The organism is uncultured Nocardioides sp., from assembly GCF_947488025.1.
GTDB lineage: Bacteria > Actinomycetota > Actinomycetes > Propionibacteriales > Nocardioidaceae > Nocardioides.
In genome coordinates, this window is record NZ_CANKYS010000008.1 from 139747 (window position 1) to 160138 (window position 20392).

The 20392-nt window shown below is 72.1% G+C and carries 23 protein-coding genes; 7 read left to right on the top strand and 16 right to left on the bottom strand.

All coding sequences use genetic code 11. The features are described from left to right. Window positions 1-3: 3 nt before the first annotated feature. Window positions 4-1239 carry a DUF6596 domain-containing protein gene (locus Q1B24_RS14420; RefSeq protein ID WP_299929936.1) on the top strand — a complete coding sequence of 412 codons (1236 nt, stop codon included), beginning with the start codon at window positions 4-6 and terminating at the stop codon, window positions 1237-1239. Here the strand turns inward: Q1B24_RS14420 and glgC are convergent. Next, window positions 1236-2489 (bottom strand): glucose-1-phosphate adenylyltransferase, encoded by a 1254-nt coding sequence (gene glgC / locus Q1B24_RS14425; RefSeq protein WP_299929938.1) that lies wholly within the window; start codon window positions 2487-2489, stop codon window positions 1236-1238. The two genes, Q1B24_RS14420 and glgC, sit on opposite strands and share 4 nt — an antisense overlap. Window positions 2490-2562: 73 nt before the next feature. Between glgC and glgA the strand changes: the two genes are divergently transcribed. Further along, the gene (gene glgA, locus Q1B24_RS14430) at window positions 2563-3750 is read left to right on the top strand and encodes a glycogen synthase (protein ID WP_299929941.1); all 1188 of its coding nucleotides are present in this window, start codon (window positions 2563-2565) and stop codon (window positions 3748-3750) included. Window positions 3751-3846: 96 nt separating this feature from the next. Here glgA and Q1B24_RS14435 read toward each other — a convergent pair whose 3' ends face one another. Further along, entirely contained in the window at window positions 3847-5283 is a 1437-nt protein-coding gene (locus Q1B24_RS14435) for a glycine hydroxymethyltransferase (protein ID WP_299929944.1), read from the bottom strand. 127 nt (window positions 5284-5410) lie between these two features. Here Q1B24_RS14435 and Q1B24_RS14440 point away from each other — a divergent pair, with 127 nt between their 5' ends. The 5 genes from Q1B24_RS14440 (at window position 5411) to Q1B24_RS14460 (ending at window position 9785) form a co-directional block, all read left to right on the top strand. Continuing rightward, window positions 5411-6016 carry a DUF5701 family protein gene (locus Q1B24_RS14440; protein WP_299929947.1) on the top strand — a complete coding sequence of 202 codons (606 nt, stop codon included), beginning with the start codon at window positions 5411-5413 and terminating at the stop codon, window positions 6014-6016. Between the two features lie 297 nt (window positions 6017-6313). Next, window positions 6314-8026, top strand: coding sequence for a nitrite/sulfite reductase (locus Q1B24_RS14445; protein WP_299929950.1), 1713 nt, complete (start codon window positions 6314-6316; stop codon window positions 8024-8026). Next, window positions 8026-8181 carry a hypothetical protein gene (locus tag Q1B24_RS14450; protein ID WP_201936341.1) on the top strand — a complete coding sequence of 52 codons (156 nt, stop codon included), beginning with the start codon at window positions 8026-8028 and terminating at the stop codon, window positions 8179-8181. The genes Q1B24_RS14445 and Q1B24_RS14450 overlap by 1 nt, the downstream gene beginning before the upstream one ends. Next, the gene (locus tag Q1B24_RS14455; RefSeq protein WP_299929960.1) at window positions 8178-8921 is read left to right on the top strand and encodes a phosphoadenylyl-sulfate reductase; all 744 of its coding nucleotides are present in this window, start codon (window positions 8178-8180) and stop codon (window positions 8919-8921) included. Before Q1B24_RS14450 ends, Q1B24_RS14455 begins: the two co-directional genes overlap by 4 nt. Before the next feature lie 120 nt (window positions 8922-9041). Continuing rightward, window positions 9042-9785, top strand: a complete 744-nt coding sequence (locus tag Q1B24_RS14460; protein WP_299929963.1) for a sirohydrochlorin chelatase — start codon at window positions 9042-9044, stop codon at window positions 9783-9785. A gap of 4 nt (window positions 9786-9789) precedes the next feature. Here the strand turns inward: Q1B24_RS14460 and Q1B24_RS14465 are convergent, their stop codons facing one another. The 14 genes from Q1B24_RS14465 to Q1B24_RS14530 all read right to left on the bottom strand — a co-directional run bounded on the left by Q1B24_RS14465 (window position 9790) and on the right by Q1B24_RS14530 (window position 20305). Next, window positions 9790-10488, bottom strand: coding sequence for a DNA alkylation repair protein (locus tag Q1B24_RS14465; RefSeq protein WP_299929965.1), 699 nt, complete (start codon window positions 10486-10488; stop codon window positions 9790-9792). Between the two features lie 5 nt (window positions 10489-10493). Further along, window positions 10494-10880 carry a DUF3037 domain-containing protein gene (locus tag Q1B24_RS14470; protein ID WP_299929968.1) on the bottom strand — a complete coding sequence of 129 codons (387 nt, stop codon included), beginning with the start codon at window positions 10878-10880 and terminating at the stop codon, window positions 10494-10496. Continuing rightward, window positions 10877-11668, bottom strand: coding sequence for a HipA family kinase (locus tag Q1B24_RS14475; RefSeq protein WP_299929971.1), 792 nt, complete (start codon window positions 11666-11668; stop codon window positions 10877-10879). The genes Q1B24_RS14470 and Q1B24_RS14475 overlap by 4 nt, the downstream gene beginning before the upstream one ends. Then, window positions 11665-12516 carry a PPK2 family polyphosphate kinase gene (locus tag Q1B24_RS14480; protein ID WP_299929974.1) on the bottom strand — a complete coding sequence of 284 codons (852 nt, stop codon included), beginning with the start codon at window positions 12514-12516 and terminating at the stop codon, window positions 11665-11667. Before Q1B24_RS14480 ends, Q1B24_RS14475 begins: the two co-directional genes overlap by 4 nt. A gap of 7 nt (window positions 12517-12523) precedes the next feature. Further along, complete coding sequence (locus Q1B24_RS14485; protein ID WP_299929976.1) at window positions 12524-13255, bottom strand: GNAT family N-acetyltransferase; 732 nt, start codon at window positions 13253-13255, stop codon at window positions 12524-12526. A 19-nt stretch (window positions 13256-13274) separates the two neighbouring features. Further along, a complete protein-coding gene (locus Q1B24_RS14490) occupies window positions 13275-13766 on the bottom strand; it encodes a phosphoribosyltransferase family protein (RefSeq protein WP_299929979.1) in 492 nt (163 codons plus the stop codon). A gap of 132 nt (window positions 13767-13898) precedes the next feature. Beyond that, window positions 13899-14651, bottom strand: a complete 753-nt coding sequence (locus Q1B24_RS14495; protein WP_299929982.1) for a regulatory protein RecX — start codon at window positions 14649-14651, stop codon at window positions 13899-13901. Then, window positions 14641-15693 (bottom strand): recombinase RecA, encoded by a 1053-nt coding sequence (recA, locus tag Q1B24_RS14500; protein WP_191280372.1) that lies wholly within the window; start codon window positions 15691-15693, stop codon window positions 14641-14643. The genes Q1B24_RS14495 and recA overlap by 11 nt, the downstream gene beginning before the upstream one ends. Before the next feature lie 229 nt (window positions 15694-15922). Beyond that, entirely contained in the window at window positions 15923-17176 is a 1254-nt protein-coding gene (locus Q1B24_RS14505) for an MFS transporter (RefSeq protein ID WP_299929988.1), read from the bottom strand. Further along, window positions 17173-17367, bottom strand: coding sequence for a DUF3046 domain-containing protein (locus tag Q1B24_RS14510; protein ID WP_299929993.1), 195 nt, complete (start codon window positions 17365-17367; stop codon window positions 17173-17175). The genes Q1B24_RS14505 and Q1B24_RS14510 overlap by 4 nt, the downstream gene beginning before the upstream one ends. Further along, entirely contained in the window at window positions 17364-17981 is a 618-nt protein-coding gene (locus Q1B24_RS14515) for a class I SAM-dependent methyltransferase (RefSeq protein ID WP_299929996.1), read from the bottom strand. The genes Q1B24_RS14510 and Q1B24_RS14515 overlap by 4 nt, the downstream gene beginning before the upstream one ends. Further along, on the bottom strand, window positions 17978-18505 hold the full coding sequence (locus Q1B24_RS14520; RefSeq protein ID WP_299929999.1) for a DinB family protein: 528 nt from the start codon (window positions 18503-18505) through the stop codon (window positions 17978-17980). Before Q1B24_RS14520 ends, Q1B24_RS14515 begins: the two co-directional genes overlap by 4 nt. A gap of 179 nt (window positions 18506-18684) precedes the next feature. After that, window positions 18685-19410, bottom strand: a complete 726-nt coding sequence (locus Q1B24_RS14525) for a nucleotidyltransferase domain-containing protein (RefSeq protein ID WP_299930209.1) — start codon at window positions 19408-19410, stop codon at window positions 18685-18687. A 67-nt stretch (window positions 19411-19477) separates the two neighbouring features. Beyond that, window positions 19478-20305 carry an IS5 family transposase gene (locus Q1B24_RS14530; RefSeq protein WP_299930002.1) on the bottom strand — a complete coding sequence of 276 codons (828 nt, stop codon included), beginning with the start codon at window positions 20303-20305 and terminating at the stop codon, window positions 19478-19480. Window positions 20306-20392 lie beyond the last annotated feature (87 nt).

Here is a 20392-nt window from a genome sequence, read left to right on the forward strand (position 1 = left end):
GTGGTGACGGCCGAGGCCGCGCTCGAGCAGGTGGTGCGACAGGAGTGGGGCCGCCTGGTGGCCCTGCTCCTGTCGCAGTTCCGTCGCCTCGACCTCGTCGAGGACGCGCTGGGCGACGCGGTCGAGGCCGCCAGCCGGACGTGGCCCGTGGACGGCACCCCTGACAACCCGGCCGGTTGGCTGATGACCGCCGCCAAGCGGCGGGTGCTCGACCGGCTCCGCACCGAGGAGGTGGCCCGGCGCAAGGAGCCGCTCCTGCTCATCGACGCCGCGCAGCACCAGGAGGTAGCCCGCACCATGGCCGACGCCGGCAGCCTGGTCGAGGACGACGTGCTGCGGCTGGTGCTGATGTGCGCCCACCCAGCCCTCGCGCCGGAGTCGGCCAGCGCCCTGTCGCTGCGGCTGGTGCTCGGCGTGCCGACGGCCGACATCGCCCGGCTCTTCCTCGTCCCCGAGCCGACGATGGCCGCCCGGATCACCCGCGCGAAGAAGCGCATCGTCGGAGCCGGCATCCCCTTCACCGTGCCCGACGCCGGCGTGCTTCCCGAACGGCTCGAGACGGTGGCGCAGACCGCCTACCTCGCCTTCACCGCGGGCTACGCCCCCGGCACGGGCCCCGACCTGCTGCGCGCCGACCAGGCCGGGGAGGCCATCCGGTTGGTGCGCGTCGTGCTCGGCCTGCGTCCGGACGAGCCGGCGCTGGTCGCCCTGCTCGCGCTGATGCTGCTGCAGCACTCGCGGCGCGACGCCCGGGCGGGCGGCGGGCATCTCGTGCTCCTCGCCGACCAGGACCGCACCCGGTGGCACCACGACGAGGTCGCCGAGGCGACGCGCCTGCTCGCCCGGCCCGAGCTCACCGGTCCGCTGACCCCGCTCGCGGCGTCGTACGTCCTCCAGGCGCGGATCGCCGCCGAGCACGCCACGGCACCGTCGGCGGAGGACACGCGCTGGGACCGCATCGTGGGGTTGTACGACGTCCTGCTGCAGGTGGTGCCCACGCCGTCGGCCCGACTCGCGCGCGCGGTGGCCGTGGCCGAGCAGCACGGACCGGCCGCCGGCCTCGACGCGCTCGAGGGGCTGGACGTGCCCGAGAGCCACCGGCCCGCGGCAGTGCGCGCCGAGCTGCTGTCGCGCGCGGGAGACCTCGACGCCGCGCGGGCGGCGTACGACCAGGCCATCGCGGCGTGCCGCAACGAGGTCGAGAAGGCGTTCCTCGTCGCCCGGCGCGACGCGCTCTAGCCCTCCGGGACCGGCTGCTGCTTGGCGAGGACGGTCAGGCCGTCGTCGACGACGAACCCCCGCGCGCGATCGGCCTCGTGGTCCACGCCGATCTGCACGCCGGGAGGGACGACGACGCCCTTGTCGATGATCGCGTTGCGCACGACCGCGCCCTCGCCGATGCGGACCCCGTCCATGAGCACCGAGTCGGACACCTCGGCGCCGTCCTTGACCCACACCGCCGGCGAGAGCACCGACTGGTTGACGGTGCCGCCGCTCACCACGACGCCGGGCGAGAGGATGGAGTTGAAGGTCGAGACCTTCGCCCCGCTCGCACCCTCCACCAGCTTGGCCGGCGGGTGCGGGCCGTAGCTGGTGTAGATCGGCCACGCGTTGTTGTAGAGGTTGAAGACCGGCAGCGGCGAGACCAGGTCGAGGTGGGCGTCGTAGTAGGAGCGCATCGTCCCGACGTCGCGCCAGTAGCCGCGGTCGCGGTCGGTCGCGCCGGGCACCTCGTTGTCCTTGTAGTCGTAGACCGCCGACTCCGACTTGTCGACGAACCACGGCACGATGTCGCCACCCATGTCGTGCTTGGACTGCTCGCGCTCGGCGTCGCGGGTGACGGCGTCGCGCAGGGCGTCGGCGTCGAAGACGTAGTTGCCCATGCTGGCCAGCACCTCACCGGGCGAATCGGGCAGGCCCACCGGGTCGGTCGGCTTCTCGAGGAACGCGCGGATCTTCTGCGGGTTGCCGGGGTCCACGTCGATGACGCCGAACTGGTCGGCCAGGCCGATCGGCTGCCGGATCGCGGCGACGGTGCACCCGGCGCCGGACTCGACGTGGTCGGCCACCATCTGCGAGAAGTCCATCCGGTAGACGTGGTCGGCGCCCACCACCACGACGATGTCGGGCTGCTCGTCGGTGAGCAGGTTGAGCGACTGGAAGATCGCGTCGGCGCTGCCGAGGTACCACCGCTTCCCGACGCGCTGCTGCGCCGGCACCGGGGTGACGTAGTTGCCCAGCAGCTGCGACATGCGCCAGGTCGTGGTGACGTGGCGGTCCAGGCTGTGCGACTTGTACTGCGTCAGCACGACGACCTTGAGGTAGCCGGAGTTGACGACGTTGGACAGCGCGAAGTCGATCAGGCGGTAGATCCCGCCGAACGGCACCGCTGGCTTGGCGCGGTCGGCCGTCAACGGCATCAGGCGCTTGCCCTCACCACCGGCCAGGACGACGGCGAGCACCTTCTTGCGCGGGGGCGTGTTGGGCATGCGACGAAACTAGCCGTCCGCGGGGGCGCGGTCGACCTCCCTGGGGACCGCGTCTTGCGACTAGGTTCGCTCCATGCGCATCGACGTCCTCAGCAAGGAGTACCCACCGGAGGTCTACGGGGGGGCCGGCGTGCACGTCGCCGAGCTCGTCCGGGCGCTCCGCGTGCAGCCCGACGTCGACGCGCGCGTGCGCTGCTTCGGGGCCCCGCGCTCCGAGCCCGGCACGACGGCGTACGCCGAGCCGGAGTCGCTCGTCGGCGCCAACGCGGCGATCCGCACGCTGGGCGTCGACCTCGCGATGGTCGACGACTGCGACGGCGCCGACCTGGTCCACTCCCACACCTGGTACGCCAACATGGCCGGCCACCTCGCCGGGCTGATGCACGGCATCCCGCACGTCGTCAGTGCCCACTCGCTCGAGCCGATGCGGCCCTGGAAGGCCGAGCAGCTCGGCGGCGGCTACGCCCTGTCGAGCTGGGCGGAGCGCACGGCGTACGAGGGCGCGTCGGGCATCGTCGCGGTCAGCGCCGCGATGCGCGACGACGTGCTGCGCAGCTATCCGTCCGTCGACCCCGCGCGGGTGCACGTGGTGCACAACGGCATCGACACCACGGAGTGGTCGCCGGTGGCGGACCCCGACCGGGTCCGCGAGCTCGGTGTCGACCCTGACCGGCCGAGCGTCATCTTCGTCGGCCGGATCACCCGCCAGAAGGGGCTGCCGCTGTTCCTGCGCGCCGCCGCCGCCCTGCCGCCCGACGTCCAGCTCGTGCTGTGCGCGGGGGCGCCCGACACCCCGGAGATCGAGGCCGAGGTGCGCGGCCTCGTCGAGGACCTCGCGGCCACCCGGTCCGGTGTCGTGTGGATCGCCGAGATGCTGCCGCGCCCCGACGTCGTCGCCCTGCTGACCGCCGCCACCGTCTTCGCCTGCCCGTCGATCTACGAGCCGCTCGGCATCGTCAACCTCGAGGCGATGGCCTGCGAGACCGCGGTCGTCGCGACCGCCACCGGCGGCATCCCCGAGGTCGTCGTCCACGGCGAGACCGGCTGGCTGGTCCCGATCGAGCAGGCCACCGACGGCACCGGCACGCCCCTCGACCCGGAGCGCTACGTGGCCGACCTCGCGGCCGCGCTGACCGACGCGGTCAGCGACCCCGACCGTGCCCGCGCCTACGGTGTCGCCGGCCGCCGCCGCGCCGAGGAGTCCTTCAGCTGGGGCTCGATCGCCACCCGCACGCTCGACCTCTACCGCTCGCTGACGTAGACGGTCGGACCCGGGCTCGGCGTCCGAACGGGTGCTCCGACGACAGTGCGGTGACTGTGGTCCACGTGGTGGACCAAGGGCACCGCACTGACCCGGTCAGCTGAGGACGAGCCCGGGGTAGAGCGGGTGCTTGTCCAGCATCTCCGCCGAACGCTTCGTGACACGGTCCGCGACTCCGTCGCCCAGCACGTACGACGCCTTGCTGGGGCCGCCGGCCTTGGTGGTGCCGGCAGCGGTGTTGCTGAGCACGTCCACGATGAGCTCGGCCACGGTGTCGAACTCGTCGTGGCCGAACCCGCGGGTGGTGAGGGCGGGCGTGCCGAGCCGGATGCCGGAGGTGTACCAGGCGCCGTTGCGGTCGGCCGGGACGGAGTTGCGGTTGGTGACGACGCCGGCGTCGAGCAGCGCAGACTCGGCCTGGCGACCGGTCAGGCCGTAGGAGGAGACGTCGAGCAGGACGATGTGGTTGTCGGTGCCGCCCGTGACCAGGTTCGCGCCGCGCGTCAGGAAACCCTCGGCCAGCGACTTCGCGTTGTCGGCGATCCGCTGCGCGTAGCCCTGGAACTCGCTCGTGCGAGCCTCGGCGAAGGCGACGGCCTTGGCGGCCATCACGTGCGACAGCGGGCCGCCGAGGACCATCGGGCAGCCGCGGTCGACGTCGGAGGCGAACTCCTCCTGCGCCAGCACCATGCCGCCGCGCGGGCCACGCAGGGACTTGTGGGTCGTGGTGGTGGTGATGTGGGCGAACGGGACCGGGTCCTCCTCGCCGGTGAACACCTTGCCCGCGACGAGGCCGGCGAAGTGGGCCATGTCGACCATCAGCACGGCGCCGACCTCGTCGGCGATCTCGCGCATCTTGGCGAAGTTCACCCGACGCGGATAGGCGGAGTAGCCGGCGACCAGCACGAGCGGCTTGAACTCACGCGCCTTGGCCGCGACGGCGTCGTAGTCGAGCAGCCCGGTCTCCGGGTCGGTGCCGTACTGCTGCTGGTGGAACATCTTGCCGCTGATGTTCGGACGGAAGCCGTGGGTGAGGTGGCCGCCCGCGTCGAGCGACATCCCGAGCAGGCGCTGGTTGCCGAACTCGTGGCGCAGCTCCTCCCAGTCGGCCTCGGTGAGCTCGTTGACGTTCTTCGCCTGCATCTTCGCCAGGTACGGCGACTCGATCCGGTTGGCGAGGATCGACCAGAAGGCGACGAGGTTGGCGTCGATGCCGGAGTGCGGCTGGACGTAGGCGTAGGGCGCGCCGAAGAGCTCGCGGGCGTGCTCGGCGGCGAGCGACTCGACGGTGTCGACGTTCTGGCAACCGGCGTAGAACCGGTGGCCGACGGTGCCCTCGGCGTACTTGTCGCTGAACCACGTGCCCATCGTCAGCAGCACGGCCGGCGAGGCGTAGTTCTCCGAGGCGATCAGCTTGAGCGAGCCCCGCTGGTCGGTGAGCTCCTGGCGGGTGGCCTCGGCGATGCGGGGCTCGACCGAGGCGATGACCTCGAGTGCCTGCGAGTACGCGCTGCTGATCAGGGAGTCCGTCATGGCCCACAGCCTAGAGGCCCCCGGACGACGTCGCGCCGGGCCCCGCGCGGTCTGGACACGGGCTCGGGACGCGAGCTCCAGGACACGTTCGCGGGAACGCCGGCGCCGCCCGGTGCGTTGAAGACGCGTGGCGCTCCCTTCCCTCTCCGACCAGGCCGAGCGGCTCGTCCGCCTCGGTGTCCACGACCTCGCCGGGATCCCGGCCGCCGGGCTGCACGAGCTGGCTGCGCCCGCTCCCCCGGACTCCCTCCTGGTGACCCCGGCACCCGCGTCCGGGCTCGCTCCCCTGCTCCGCCTCGGCGACAAGGCGGGCTTCGTCGTCGAGGACATGACCGACGTCGACGCCTTCGCACCGACCGTGGAGGTCCCGCCGACGCCGTACGTCGTGGCGGGCCTCGACCGCGGGGACGCCTTCGCGAACCGGACGCCCGAGGAGTCGGTGCCGGAGATCGTCGCTGCCGGCCGCTCGCCGCTGACCCTGGCGGAAGGACTGCACTGGGTGCTCCAGGACCCCGACGTGCTCGAGCGCAACGCCTGCTTCATGACGCCCGGGTCGCGGCTGCGTCGCAGCAACGGGACGTACGACGCCCGCACGCCGGCGCTGTGGATCAGCAACGGCACCGGACGCGACGGTCGCGAGCGACAGCACGCGCCGAAGCTGGGCTGGTGCTGGTGGGGCAACCGGCACACGTGGCTCGGCATCGCGTCGTGCGAGCGGCGTACTCACGCGTAACGACGGTGTGACCTGGGCCTCACCCACCTCGGCCGACGGGCGGACCCCCGAACAGCCGTCTCACATCGTGGCGCTCCATCCCACATGACGAGATTTCGGCTTGTGGAACGCGTGTCCAACCCCTGAGACTTCTTGACATGGTCTCCGCTTCCACCCACGCACACCTTGTGGTCCGACGTCACGTCGACCTCATGCGCGTGGGCAGCGCGACCTGTTGGCATCGCTGACGCCGCCCCTGCACCCCTCCGCGCTCACCGTCGCGCGCGGCACACCTCAGCGAACAGGAATCTCCTGACCATGCCTGACCTCCGGTTCACGCCCCAGGCCGCCCAGCACACCGAGATCCCGCGCCCCAAGCGCGCCGAGGGTCAGTGGGCGCTCGGCTACACCGAGCCGCTCAACAAGAACGAGCAGTCCAAGAAGGACGACGACCCGCTCAACGTGCGGGACCGCATCCTCTACACCTACTCGCGTCGCGGCTTCGACTCGATCGACCCCGCCGACCTGCGTGGCCGGTTCCGCTGGATGGGCCTCTACACCCAGCGCGCGCCCGGGTTCGACGGCGGAAAGACCGCGCAGCTCGAGGAGGAGGAGCTCGACGACCGCTTCTTCATGATGCGGGTGCGCACCGACGGCGCGATCCTCGACGCCGCCGCCCTCCGGGCGCTGGGCGAGGTGTCGACGACCTACGGTCGCAACACCGCCGACATCACCGACCGCAACAACATCCAGTACCACTGGATCGAGATCGAGAGCGTGCCGGCGATCTGGGAGCGGCTCGAGGCGGTCGGGCTCAGCACGCTCGAGGCCTGCGGCGACGGCCCGCGCCCCTTCCTCGGCTCCCCCGTCGCCGGGATCGCCAAGGACGAGATCATCGACGGCTCCGAGGCGCTCGCCGAGATCAAGCGTCGAGCCCTGGACAACCCGGCGTTCTCCAACCTGCCGCGCAAGTTCAAGACCGCGCTGACCGGCCACCCGAGCCACGACGTCGCGCCCGAGGTCAACGACGTGGCCTTCGTCGGCACGGTGCACCCCGAGCACGGCCCCGGCTTCGACCTCTGGGTCGGTGGCGGCCTGTCCACCAACCCGATGCTCGCCCACAAGCTCGGCGTCTGGATCCCCCTCGACGAGGTGGCCGACGCCTGGGAGGGCGTCGCCGGCATCTTCCGCGACTACGGCTACCGCCGCCTGCGCTCCAAGGCCCGGCTGAAGTTCCTGCTGGCCGACTGGGGCAAGGAGAAGTTCCGCGAGGTGCTGGAGAACGAGTACCTCCACCGTGCGCTCGTCGACAACCCCTCCCCCGAGGCGCCGATCGCCCAGGGTGACCACATCGGCATCCACGAGCAGAAGGACGGCCGCTTCTACGTCGGCGCCGCTCCGGTCGTCGGTCGCATCGACGGCACCACGCTCAGCGCGCTCGGCGACCTCGTCGAGCGCTACGACGCCCGCGGCGCCCGGCTGACGGCGTACCAGAAGCTCGTCGTCATCGGGGTCGCCGCCGAGGACACCGAGGCGTTCGCCGACGACCTCGAGAAGATCGGGTTGACCGCCCGGCCGAGCAACTGGCGCCGCTCCACGATGGCCTGCACCGGCATCGAGTTCTGCAAGCTGGCGATCGTCGACACCAAGGAGCGCTCCCGCCGCCTGGTGACCGAGCTGGAGAAGCGGTTCCCCGACCTCGACACCGACATCTCGGTCAACGTCAACGGCTGCCCCAACGCCTGCGCGCGCACCCAGGTGGCCGACATCGGCCTCAAGGGCCAGCTCGTCATGGACGCCGACGGCCGCCAGGTCGAGGGCTTCCAGGTGCACCTCGGCGGCGCCCTCGGGCTCAACCCCGCCATGGGCCGCAAGCTCCGCGCCCACAAGGTCACCAGCGCCGGCCTCGACGAATACGTCACCGCGGTCGTGTCCGCGTACCTCGCCGACCGCACCGACGGCGAGCGGTTCGCCGCGTGGGTCGCGCGCGCCGATGACACCCTGCTGCGCGGGGAGCCGGTGTCGGTCTGATGTCCGAGCGCGCGCAGCCCTTCCACTGCCCCTACTGCGGGGACGAGAACCTGTTCCCCCAGGAGGGTGCAGGTGCCTGGGAGTGCCGCTCGTGCCTGCGCAGCTTCACCGTCAAGATGACCGGGATGATCCGGCCCGGCGGGGGCGCCGCATGAGCGCCTCCACGCAGGCTGCCCGCGACTTCAAGGGCACGCACACCGACGGGCGTACGCCGGAGGAGCTGCGCGAGCTCGTCTCCCACGTCGGCGCCGAGCTCGAGCTGGCCCCGGCCGAGGTCATCATCGAGTGGGCCGTCGCGACCTTCGGCGACCGGTTCGCGATCACCTCCTCGATGGGCGACGCCGTGCTCGCGCACCTCGCGTCGAGGGTCGCGCCCGGCATCGACGTCGTCTTCCTCGACACCGGCTACCACTTCGTCGAGACCATCGGCACCCGCGACGCCGTCGAGGCGACCCTGCCGGTCAACCTGCGCACGGTCAGCACCTCGCTCACCGTCGCCGAGCAGGACGAGCAGTACGGCAAGGACCTCTACAAGACCGACCCCGACCTCTGCTGCGCCCTGCGCAAGGTCAAGCCCCTCGCCGACACCCTGGCGGAGTACGACGCCTGGGCCACCGGCCTGCGCCGCGCCGAGACGCACAACCGGGTCATCGCCCCGGTCGTCGGCTGGGACGCCCGCAAGGGCAAGGTCAAGGTCTCGCCGCTGGCGCGGTGGAGCGACGAGCAGGTCGAGCAGTACATCGTCGACAACGGCGTGCTCGTCAACCCGCTCGTCCACGACGGCTATCCCAGCATCGGCTGCTGGCCGTGCACCCGCCGCGTCGCTCCGGGCGACGACCCGCGCAGCGGCCGCTGGGCCGGCACCAACAAGACCGAGTGCGGCATCCATGCCTAGGCCACTCCCCCAGACCAGCACTTCGAGACGGTCGCTGGACGACCTCCTCAGCACAAGCGACAACGTCGTCGCACCCACCCAGCACGACAGCACCACCACACACGAACGGAGGCACCCCTGATGGCTGCTCCTGCTCTGGTTGCCCTGGCCCACGGAAGCCGGGACCCGCGTTCGGCCGCGACGATCAAGGCGCTCGTCGCCGAGGTCAAGGCGATGCGCCCCGACCTCAAGGTCGAGACGGCCTTCCTCGACCTCTCCAAGCCGAGCTTCGACACGGTCGTCGACCGCCTCGTCAAGGCCGGTCACGAGGAGATCGTGGTCGTCCCGCTCCTGCTCACCGAGGCCTACCACGCCAAGGTCGACGTGCCGGAGGCCATCGCCGCCGCCATGGCCCGCCACGACGGCGTACGCATCCAGGCCAGCCGGATCCTCGGCATGGAGGCCGCCTTCCTCGAGGTGCTCGACGTCCGCCTGCGCGACGCGCTCAAGGCGGCGCGGGTGCGCGAGCTGGACGCGCTCGTCCTGGCCGCTGCCGGTTCGTCCGACCCGCTCGCCAACCAGGCGGTCGCCCGCATCGCACGCACGTGGGGCGCGCGGCACCGCCTGCCCGTCACCGCGGCCTTCGCGTCGGCCGCTCCGCCCGCTGCCGGCGAGGCCGTGCGTGCCTTCCGCGCGGAGGGCAAGCGCCACATCGCGGTCGCCTCGTTCTTCCTCGCTCCCGGCCGGCTGCCCGACCGGGCGACCGAGCTGGCCGTCGAGGCAGGCGCGGTGGCGGTGTCCGACCCGCTGGGTGCGCACCCCGCGGTCGCGCGCGCGATCCTCGCCCGCTACGCCGTGGGTGCGGTCGAGCTCGTCCCAGTGTGACCTCTCACGACGCGAGGTGCTTGAGCGCCTCGCGTCGGGTCAGCCCGCTGAGCCGGTCGTCGTAGGTCGCGACGAAGCTGCGGACCCACGCCGGGTCGGTGCGCGCGTGCTGCCGCAGCGCCCAGCCGAGCGCCTTGCGGACGAAGAACTCGCGGCCGTACGCCGTGTCGTCGAGGTTGGCGACCAGCACGCGCGCGAGCAGGTCGGTGTCGGTCTGCTCGCGGTGGCGCAGCTGCGCCAGCATCGCCGTACGACGCACCCACAGGCTGTCGGCGTCCACCGACCAGGCCTCGACGACCGGCGTGGCGGCGGCTCGGTGGTCCAGGAGCACCGAGCCCACCGGGTGGGCGGCGATCTCGTCGACGACGTCCCACCACGCGCCAGTGCGGACGAGCTCCTCCAGCAGCGGCAGCAGGTCGGGGTCCAGCCACGCGCGGTAGGCCCGGTGCCGGACGAGCGCGATCGCGGCGTACCACTCCTCCCGGTGCTGGGCGTCCTCCCAGAGCTCGAGCACCGCCGCCTCCCACTGCGCCCGGTCGGCGAACCGGTGCTCGACCAGCAGCGGCCGCAGCAGCGCCTTGAGCGCCGGCGAGCCGAGGCCGACGAAGGGCAGCGCGGACTTCATGTAGGCCTGCTGCTGCGCGGCCCGCTCCGGGTCGCCGCCCCCGGCGAGGACCGCCCGCACCGCACCGACGTACGTCACGGCTGTCAGCCGATGAGCTGCTCGCGGAGGTGCTCGAGCTGACGGGCGGGGTCGGCGGTCAGCCCGCCGTGCACCGGGCCGGGCTGGAGCACGGTGCTGCGGGGCGCCTTGAGGAAGCCGAACCGCTGCCCCAACGACTGCCGCGCGGCCTCTCCCGCTCGCTCGTCCCCGCGGCACACCCGGTCGGCGAAGGCGAGGGCGTCACACACCTGGTCGACGTCGATGCCCGGGTGGAGGGCGCGCAGGCGGTCGGCGTCGACCGACCACGCCAGGTCGAGGAAGTCGGCGGACTGGCAGTGCAGCACCACGCCGACGTTGAGGAACTCCTCGCGCTCCGGCCGCGGGACGCAGCGGAGCACGACGTACTGGTAGGCCATCCGGGCGGCGGTCATCGAGCCACCTCCGGGAGCCACTGGCGGGTGCCGAGGCGCGCGAGGAGGAAGTCGACGTACGCCGCTCGCAGGGCGTCCGGCCCCAGCTCGTCGGCACCGTCCGCCCCGGGCACCGGCTCGAGCCACACGTCGGGGACCTCGGCCAGCACCTCCACGAAGACCTCACGGTCGAGCTTGGCGGCGATCTCCTCGTCGAGCTCCCGGGCCCGACCGGCGCACGACTCGAAGACGTGGCCGCCGACGTCCCACGGCTGGGCGGCGAACTTCGCCGGGGCGGTGACCCCGGAGCGCCAGCCGTGGTGGAAGTAGAGCGACGCCCCGTGGTCGATCACCCACAGGTCGCCGTGCCAGATCAGCAGGTTGGGGTTGCGCCAGGACCGGTCGACGTTGGCGGTGAACGCGTCGAGCCACAGCACGCGCGCGCCCTCGTCGTCCGCCGCGCTCACCTGTCCGTCGACGCCGAACGAGCCGGGGAGGAAGTCGATGCCGAGGTTGGGACCGACGCTCGCGTTGAGGAGGTCCTGCACCTCCTCGTCGGCCTCGTAGCGGGCGAGCTCGGGGTCGAGGTCGAGCAGCACGAGCCGCGGGGTGCGCAGGCCCAGCCGGGTCGCGAGGGCACTCACGACCACCTCGGCGACCAGCACCTTGGCGCCCTGCCCGGCCCCGCGGAACTTGCAGACGTAGGTGCCGAGGTCGTCACCCTCCACCACCCCGGGCAGGCTGCCGCCCTCGCGGAGAGGGGTGACGTAGCGGGTGACCGTGACGCCGGGCAGTCCGGTGGAGCTCACTGGACCGGGTCCTCCTGGGCCAGGCGCTCGGTCTCGGCCGCCACGTCGAAGTCCGCGATGGGCCACTGCAGGTCGAGGCCGCGCAACGTGTCGAGGAGGAGCTGGCCGACGGCGAGGTTGCGGAACCACTTCTTGTCCGACGGCACCACGTGCCACGGCGCGAGCTGCGTGCTGGTGCGCTCGAGCGCGACCTCGTACGCCTCGCGGTAGGCGGGCCAGAACGCCCGCTCGTCGAGGTCGCCGGGGTTGTACTTCCAGTGCTTCTCGGGATTGGCGAGCCGCTCGGCCAGCCGGACCTTCTGCTCGTCGGCACTGATGTGGAGCATGCACTTGATGATCGAGAACCCCTCGTCGACGAGCCGGGCCTCGAAGGCGTTGATCGCGCCGTAGCGGCGCTCGATCTCGTCGTCGTCGGCGAAGCCCCGGACCCGGGCGATCAGGACGTCCTCGTAGTGCGAGCGGTCGAAGACCCCGATGTAGCCCGCCTCCGGCAGCGCCCTCTCGATGCGCCAGAGGAAGTCGTGGCGCTTCTCCTCCTCGGTGGGCGCCTTGAAGCTGGTGATGCGGACGCCCTGCGGGTCGACGAGCCCGATCGTGTGGCGCAGGACCCCGCCCTTGCCGCTCGTGTCCATGCCCTGGAGCACGAGCAGGACGCGGCGCTCGGACCCGACCGTCCGCTCGGCCCAGAGCCGTTCCTGCAGGTCGGCCAGCTCCGCACCCATGGCGGCGAGCGCGTCGTTCCCCTCGGCCTTGCCGCCGTCGAAGCCGGGTGCCGCGTCGGCCTCGATCGCGGTCAGGTCCACCGGTCCCGCCGGCAGGCGCAGGTGGGCGGCGATGTCGTCCGTCATGGGCACATCATGGCGCACGGCGCAGTGCCGCCGGGCCCAGGACTCGACGCACGTCGAGGGTGCAGCCGACGACCGTGGCGGTGGTGCCGTCGCGCTGCGGCTCGTCGAACCAGGTGCCCTGGGTGAACCCGGCCTTGTCGAGGATCCGCAGCGACACCGCGTTGGCGTGGTCGGGCGCCGCGAAGTACGACGTCGCGGCGGGGAAACGCCGGTGCGCACCTCGCATCCACGCCCACAGCACGCGGGCGCCCAGACCGCGTCCCACCCACCCGGGCTCGCCGATCGCGTAGTCGACACCGATCGCGTCGGGGTCGGGAGTGAGGAGGGCGAACCCTGGATAGTCGCGGATCCGGTAGTCCTGGACGAACCCGACCGACCGGCCGTTGACCTCCACCACCCACATGCGGGTCGGCGTCATGCCGTCCACCCGAGGCCCGTACGCCGCCGCCACCCGGTCCGCGGTCGGCTCGCCGTCGTTGTGCCACCACCGTTGCACGTGCGGCTCCTGCAGCCAGCGGGTCAGCGCCGGGAGGTCGCCGCGCGTCATCGCCCGCAGGTCGACCCGCTGGTCGGGCTCGATCCCGAACCGCAGCGTGTCACCCGACAGGTCGTCGACCACCGGCTCGCCGTCCGTCTCCGCGGCGATCCGGACCGCGGCCGCTGCCCACGACTCTCCGGGCAGCACCGTGCCGGCCAGCTCCCGGTCGCCGTGTCGTACGACGACGGGGCGGGCCGCCATCGCCCCAGGGTCTGGCACGTCAGTGGGCGAGCGCGTCCGGGTCGACCACCGGCGGCAGCACCGACCACGGGAAGTCGATCCAGCGCTCGGTGGTGCGCCAGGAGTAGTCGGGCCTGATGACCGACTGGGGCTTCTCGTAGATCACCACCGTGCGAGCCTCGGCCACGTGCCCCTCGCAGAACGCGTGCACGAGCTCGAGGGTCCGACCGGTGTCGGCCACGTCGTCGGCGACGAGCACCTTCAGGCCCGACAGGTCGACCGCCGCCGGCGTGGGCGGCAGCATGATCGGCACGTCGAGGCGCTGGTCGACGCCGGTGTAGAACTCGACGTTGACCACCGAGATGTTCTTCACCGCCAGGGCGTAGCCCAGCCCCATCCCCAGGGCCAGCCCGCCGCGCGCGATCGCCAGGATCATGTCGGGACGGAACCCCGAGTCGGCCACCTCCTGCGCCAGCTCGCGGGTGGCCGTGCCGAAGAGGTCGTAGGTGAGGACCTCGCGCTCGCTGCTCACGGGCTCCATCCCACCAGAGCACGCCACCGGCAGGGAAGGGTGGTCCGCCGTCGATGTCGTTCCCGAGCGTCATCCGTTCCGCAACCCATGGGTGCGGCTCCGCATGACGCAAGGACGGTGACTGGCCGACGCTCAGAAGTCGGGGTGCGACTCGTCCTCGAGCTCGCCGAGCGCCTCGCGGACGACGGAGAACGCCAGGCCGGCGGCGTAGCCCTTGCGGGCGAGCATCCCGGCCAGCCGCCGGGTGGCCACCTGGTGGTCGAGCCCGCGCATCGAGCGCAGCTTCTTGTCGACGAGCGCGCGGGCAGCCGCGTGCTGGTCGCCCTCGTCGATCTGCTCCAGGGCCGACCTCGCGTCGTCGTCGTCGATGCCCTTGCGACGCAGCTCCTGCGCCAGCGCCCGGGGAGCCAGCCCCCGGCTGCGGTGCCGGCTCTCCACCCACTGCCGGGCGTAGGCGGCGTCGTCGATCAGGCCGACCTCGGTGAAGCGGTCGAGGAGCTGCGCGGCCAGCTCGTCGGGGACCCCGCGCTTGGCCAGCTTGTCGGCGAGCTCCCGGCGTGAGCGGGCCTGCCCGGTCAGCGTGTCGAGGAGGATCTTGCGTGCCACGGCCTCCGGGTCGGCCTCGACCTCCGCGGCCGCCGCCTCCTCGCGGGCCAGCCTGGCCGCCTCCCGCTCCTCCCACGTCCGGGTGCGACCACGCCCGCCCGTGCGGGCCTTGCGACCCTCGCGCCGGGCACCGTCCTGCCGGTCGCCGCCACGTCGGTCGCGACCCCGTGCCGGCGGCGACGCCTCTGACGTGGGTGGGGAGTCCCCCACCCACGCCTGGACCCCGAGGCCGACGTCGCCGACCCAGTCGGGTGCGGGACGCGACTCGTCAGAAGTCATTGACCCCGATGGGCTCGTCGCTCAGGTCGTCGCTGGGCTTGTCGACGGCCGGAGTCACACCCAGCTTCTCGAGGATGAGCTTCTCGATCTCGTTGGCCAGGTCGGGGTTGTCGCGCAGGAAGTTGCGCGAGTTCTCCTTGCCCTGACCGAGCTGGTCGCCCTCGTAGGTGTACCAGGCGCCGGCCTTGCGGATCAGTCCCGCCTCGACGCCCACGTCGATCAGGCCACCCTCGCGGCTGATGCCCTTGCCGTACATGATGTCGAACTCGGCCTGCTTGAACGGCGGGGCGACCTTGTTCTTCACGACCTTGACGCGGGTGCGGTTGCCGACCATGTCGGTGCCGTCCTTGAGGGTCTCGATGCGACGCACGTCGAGGCGCACCGAGGAGTAGAACTTCAGCGCACGACCACCGGTCGTGGTCTCCGGCGAACCGAACATCACGCCGATCTTCTCGCGCAGCTGGTTGATGAAGATCGCGGTGGTGCCGGAGTTGTTGAGGGCACCGGTCATCTTGCGGAGCGCCTGGCTCATCAGGCGCGCCTGGAGGCCGACGTGGCTGTCACCCATCTCGCCCTCGATCTCGGCACGGGGCACGAGCGCGGCCACCGAGTCGATGACGATCAGCGACAGCGCGCCGGAGCGGATCAGCATGTCGGCGATCTCGAGCGCCTGCTCACCCGAGTCGGGCTGGGACACCAGGAGCGCGTCGGTGTCGACACCGAGGGCCTTGGCGTAGTCGGGGTCGAGCGCGTGCTCGGCGTCGATGAAGGCGACGATGCCGCCGGCCGCCTGGGCGCTGGCCACCGCGTGGAGGGCGACCGTCGTCTTTCCGGAGGACTCCGGGCCGTAGATCTCCACGACACGACCGCGCGGCAGGCCGCCCAGCCCGAGGGCCACGTCGAGGGCGATCGACCCCGTGGGGATCACCTCGAGCGGCGCACGCGTCTCGTCGCCCAGTCGCATGACCGAGCCCTTGCCGAACTGCTTCTCCACCTGTGCGAGCGCGGCGTCGAGGGCCTTCTCGCGGTCTGCACCAGCCATTGCTGTGTCCTGTCTTGTCGTCGTGTCGTGAGAGGTACGTCTGCGACGCTAGGGCGAGCCACCGACAGTCCCTGATCAGGACGGTCGAACGCTGTGGACAACCTCGCCCCTCGTCGTACCTGTGGATGCACAGTAGCCCGAACAGGTGTTCGACGCGCGCTCCGCGCCCGGCGTGTCGGCGGCCGGTCTCGGATCGGTCGCGGGTCGGTCGCGAGTCGGTCCGGGCGGGTCAGGCGTGCTTGCGGATGACTGCGCCCGCGACGACGACGGCCCCGGCCAGCAGCGCGGCGAACAGCGCCAGCGCGGGGTAGCCCAGCGCGCCGACGATCACCCCCGCGAGCGCTCCTCCCCCGGCGGCGGTGAGAGCCATCGCCATGTCGGAGGTGCCCTGCACGTCGGTGCGGGCCTCGATGGGCGTGCGGTCGGCGATGACCGTCGACGCGGCGACGGTGGCACAGGACCAGCCGAGGCCGAGGAGGAAGAGCCCCGTGAAGATCTGCCACGAGGTGCCCTGCGGCGAGAGGCCGCACAGCGCCAGCGAGACGAGCAGGACGACACCACCGGTGACCAGGACGGCGCTGCGGCCGAACCGGTCGGCCGCCCAGCCGACGATCGGCGAGAAGGCGAACATGCCGAGCACGTGGACCGAGATGACGAAGCCGATGATCTCCAGCTGTGCGCCGCCGTGCTCCATGTGGAGCGGCGTCATGATCATGACGGTCACCATCGCCGCGTGGGCGCAGGCCATGGCGACCACCGCGGCACCGACGGCGGGCACGTCGCGCACGACGGCCACGAAGCGGCCCCAGGACCGGCCGCGCGGCTCGGGGCCGACGGCGGGCGTGACGCCTGCCGTCTCCTGGGCGAGGAGCAGCGGATCGGGACGCAGCCGCCACCAGACCCAGCCCGCGGCGAGGACCAGCACGACCGCGCCGATGGCGAAGCCGCCCGTCAGCTCGGGGACTCCCATCGTGCGCGCCACGGACGCCCCCACCCCGGTGAGGTTGGGGCCGGCGACGGCACCGACGGTCGTGGCCCACACCACGACGGACAGCGCGCGGGCGCGGTGCTCCTCGGTCGCGAGGTCGGTCGCGGCGTAGCGCGAGCCGTTGTTGACCGCCGTGGTGGCGCCCAGCATCACCGCGCCGAGGAGCAGCACCGCCATCGAGTCGACGACGCCGGAGACGACGGCGAGCACGGCCCCGGTCGCGCCGATCAGGTAGCCGGCGACCAGGCCGACCCGCCGCCCGCGGCGGCGCATCACGCGCGCGAGCCCGTAGGCCGCCGCCGCCGTGCCGAGGACCTGGAAGGTCTGCGCGAGGCCGGCCATGGTCTCGCTGCCGGAGATGTCGCGAGCCAGCAGCGATGCCGTCGCGACACCGATGGTGACACCGACGGCGCCGACGGCCTGGGAGACGACGAGGGTGCGGACCGTACGCCGCTGGACCTCCGCGACGGTGAGCCCCGCGACCCCCGTCGTCATCGCTCGCTGTCCGGCAGCTCGAGCTGACGACGCACGGCCGCCCACACCTGCTTGGGCGGCATCCCGGCGTCGAGCGCCTCCTGGGTCGTCCGGCCGTCGAGGTCGCGCACGACCGTCAGCTCGGCCCAGCTGCGGGAGTACGCCGACCCGAGGGCCTCGTCGAGCCGCGCCCAGAACTCCGTGTGCCTCATGCCGACACCCCATCACGGGCAGCCGACAGCTCGAGCCAGGTCTCCCCCCGGTCGCCCTCCAGCCCCTGGCGCACGACGATGTCGGTCCAGCCCGAGCCCGCTGCGACGACCTCCAGGCCGGGCGCCCGCCAGTAGGTGAAGTGCCGCGGGCCGCTGATCGTCCCGTGGGTGGACCAGCCCTCCCCGTCGCCCTCCTTGAACGACGCCCGGAGCAGGCCCCCGGGCCGGGTGACGTGGGCGATCCGGGTGAGCACCGTCGGCAGGTCGTCCCGGTCGACGTGGAGCAGCGAGGCGTTGGCCCAGACGGCGTCGTACGGTCCGCCGGGCGACGCGAGGTCGTCGACGAGCGGGTCGAGGAGGTCGCAGGGGTGCCCCTGCCCGCCCAGCAGCGCGACGAAGCCGGGCGTGACGTCGGTGCGTCGTACGACCAGACCCAGCTCCTCCATCAGCAGGGCGTCGCGCCCGCCGCCGGAGCCGATCTCAAGGACGCGCGCGCCCGGTCCGAGCTGCGTCGCCAGGCGCTCCATGTCGGCGCGCACCGAGGCCGGCATCGCTGCCGTGCGGGCGGCGTACGCCTGCGCGTCGCGGTCATAGGCGCGGACGGTCTCATTCATCCGCGGAGGGCTCCCACGTCGTGGAGGTGGTGGACGACGTCGTGCAGGTGGTAGCGACCGAGGCTCTCCACGGTGAACTCGTCGCCGGTGGACCGCAGCCCGCGCCGGCCGCGCGAGTCATCGGTGACGGACGCGTAGAGCACCGCGACCGCCCGGGACGCCTCGGCCAGGTCGGCGGCGACCGCGTCGGGGTCCTGGCTGCCGTAGTCGCGCTCGACCGCGGTGGCGTCCTGGTCCCAGCTCGCGAAGGTGGGGACGTCCTCGGCGAGCATCAGCCGGACCCGCTCGGCGAAGAGCACGTGCACGTCGCGCACGTGGCAGGCGTACTCCAGCGGCGACCACACGCCGGGCCGCGGACGGTCGGCCACGTCGCGGCGGGCGAGCACCTGCGTCCACGCGGTCGTGGTCGTCCCGAGGAGATCGGGCAGGTCGGACACCGCGCGCGCGGCCGACTCGAACCCGCACTCCGGACAGGGCCGCTCCAGGACCCACGTCCAGTCCTTGGTGTCGGGCGTGATGCTCATGGCCGTCATCCAACCAGTCCCCGTGGTGGGCACAATGCGTGGAACGGCCATCCGTCGCGCAGTTCCCGCCGACCTGCCGGCTGTCGTCGCGATCTAACTGGGTGTGTCCCTATTCGCCTTGAACTAGGACACCGTTCCCTTCACCGGCGCGGGGCGGTGGGGTGGGCATCGGGGTTTGGCTACTGGCTGGATCGCCAGCGTCGCGCGGCAGCCGTCGTGCGCCGTGCGTCGGACCACGCGACCATCGCCGTACGCAGACGCGGCGACCTCACAGCGCTGCCGCCGCGTCGAGCGTGGAGATCGCCGCGCAGCCAACCGGGCGCCTGCGCAGCGTCGATGGCCGAAGTCTTCGTTATGAGGGTGCCGGTGGCGAGCGCGTGGCGCGCGCGGGCCATAGAGGTGAGTCCGAGGTCGGCGATGGAGGGGTCGAGCCACCACCAAGGGCGACGCACGGCCTTTGCCCAGTAGCCGGCGAGCTCTGCCTGTGCGGCACGTCGAACGTCATCGTCGGTCATGCTGGCCAGCACGGCATCGGGCGGGCGGCCGAAGACGGCGTCCCCGTGCCTGACGAGCTCAGCCCGCGTGATTCCGGAGAGTGGGCGGTCAACCAGATGTCCGTGGGTCCAGGTCGGATGGCGAGAAGCCACGTCGAGCAAGGCTGAGCCTGCAACGTAGGCACAACCGAGGTTGGCCCCGGCTGCGGTCGTAGCATCCAGCGCGCGGTGGAGCGCTGTGATGGTCGAACGTGCTTCGGCATCAAGTGGTCCTTCGGTGAACGCGACCAGGTCGATGTCGCTTACGCCTGGCCGGTAGTCACCGGTTGCCAGCGAGCCACCGACGAGAAGGTCCGTCACCCAGCCGAGAGCGATCAGCTTGGCGGAGAGTTCGTCGACGGCTGCTGGCATGTCCACGTGCTCATCTTGTCGCGTCAGCCGGGCGCCCGGTTGGGCGTGCGGGCTCGAGGCTCGTCACTTACGCCGCGACGGCGGGTCGGCGGTGGCGCGCCTGCTCGCGCGAGAGATGGCGAAGCGTGGTTGCGATACAGGCGACCTGAAGCCACCCGGTCGCTGAGGCGGTGGTGTTCTCGAACGACTTCGCCAACCGGCGCGAACGCCCCAGGCGGCCGTGGGCGACCTCGACGCGCCAGGCGTGTCGGATGGGTCGGAAGACCGGCTGCTTGTCGTCCCACCCAACGCGGCGAACGTCGACGTCGTGGTCCCGGCCAAGGTCCCGCGCGGCGGCCGCGGTGACGCCGCGGTCCACCAAGACGAGCTCGAGCCGGTCGGTCACGCCCTGCTGGGTCAGGTGCTCCAACATCAGGTCGCTGGCACGGTTCTCGTGCGTGGAAGCAGGAACGACCAGCGCAGCCACAGGAAGCCCCGTCACGTCAACGGCCACGACGCGCTTCGCGCCCTTGGTGCGGCCGTAGGGGCCGCCTCGGTCGTGGAACGTGAACCCGCCATTCGATGCGCAACGTGCGAGGTGGGTGTCGATGACGACCATCGAAGGCGCCTCTTCCGCCCGTCCGTCCTGTCGTCGCGCCGCGGCGTGCAGCACCGTCAGGGCCTGAGCCCACGTGCCATTGCGCGACCAGCGACGGAACTGCGACCAGACGCGGGTCCACGGGCCGAACGTCTGCGGGAGGTAGCGCCATTGGCAGCCGGTCTGGGCGATGTACAACATCGCGTCCACGACGCTCCGGAGGTCATCGGCGTGCCTGCGACCGCGCTTGCCCGGCGCGTTGAACACGGGCTCCAGCAGGTTCCACTGCTCGTCGGTCAGATCGCTTGGGTACGGCATGCGCCGCATCGTGACCGCGCAACTCGGCCACGCAATAGGGACACACCCAGTAAGCCCTGGACCGGCTCCACGAGGAGGTCTTCCGAT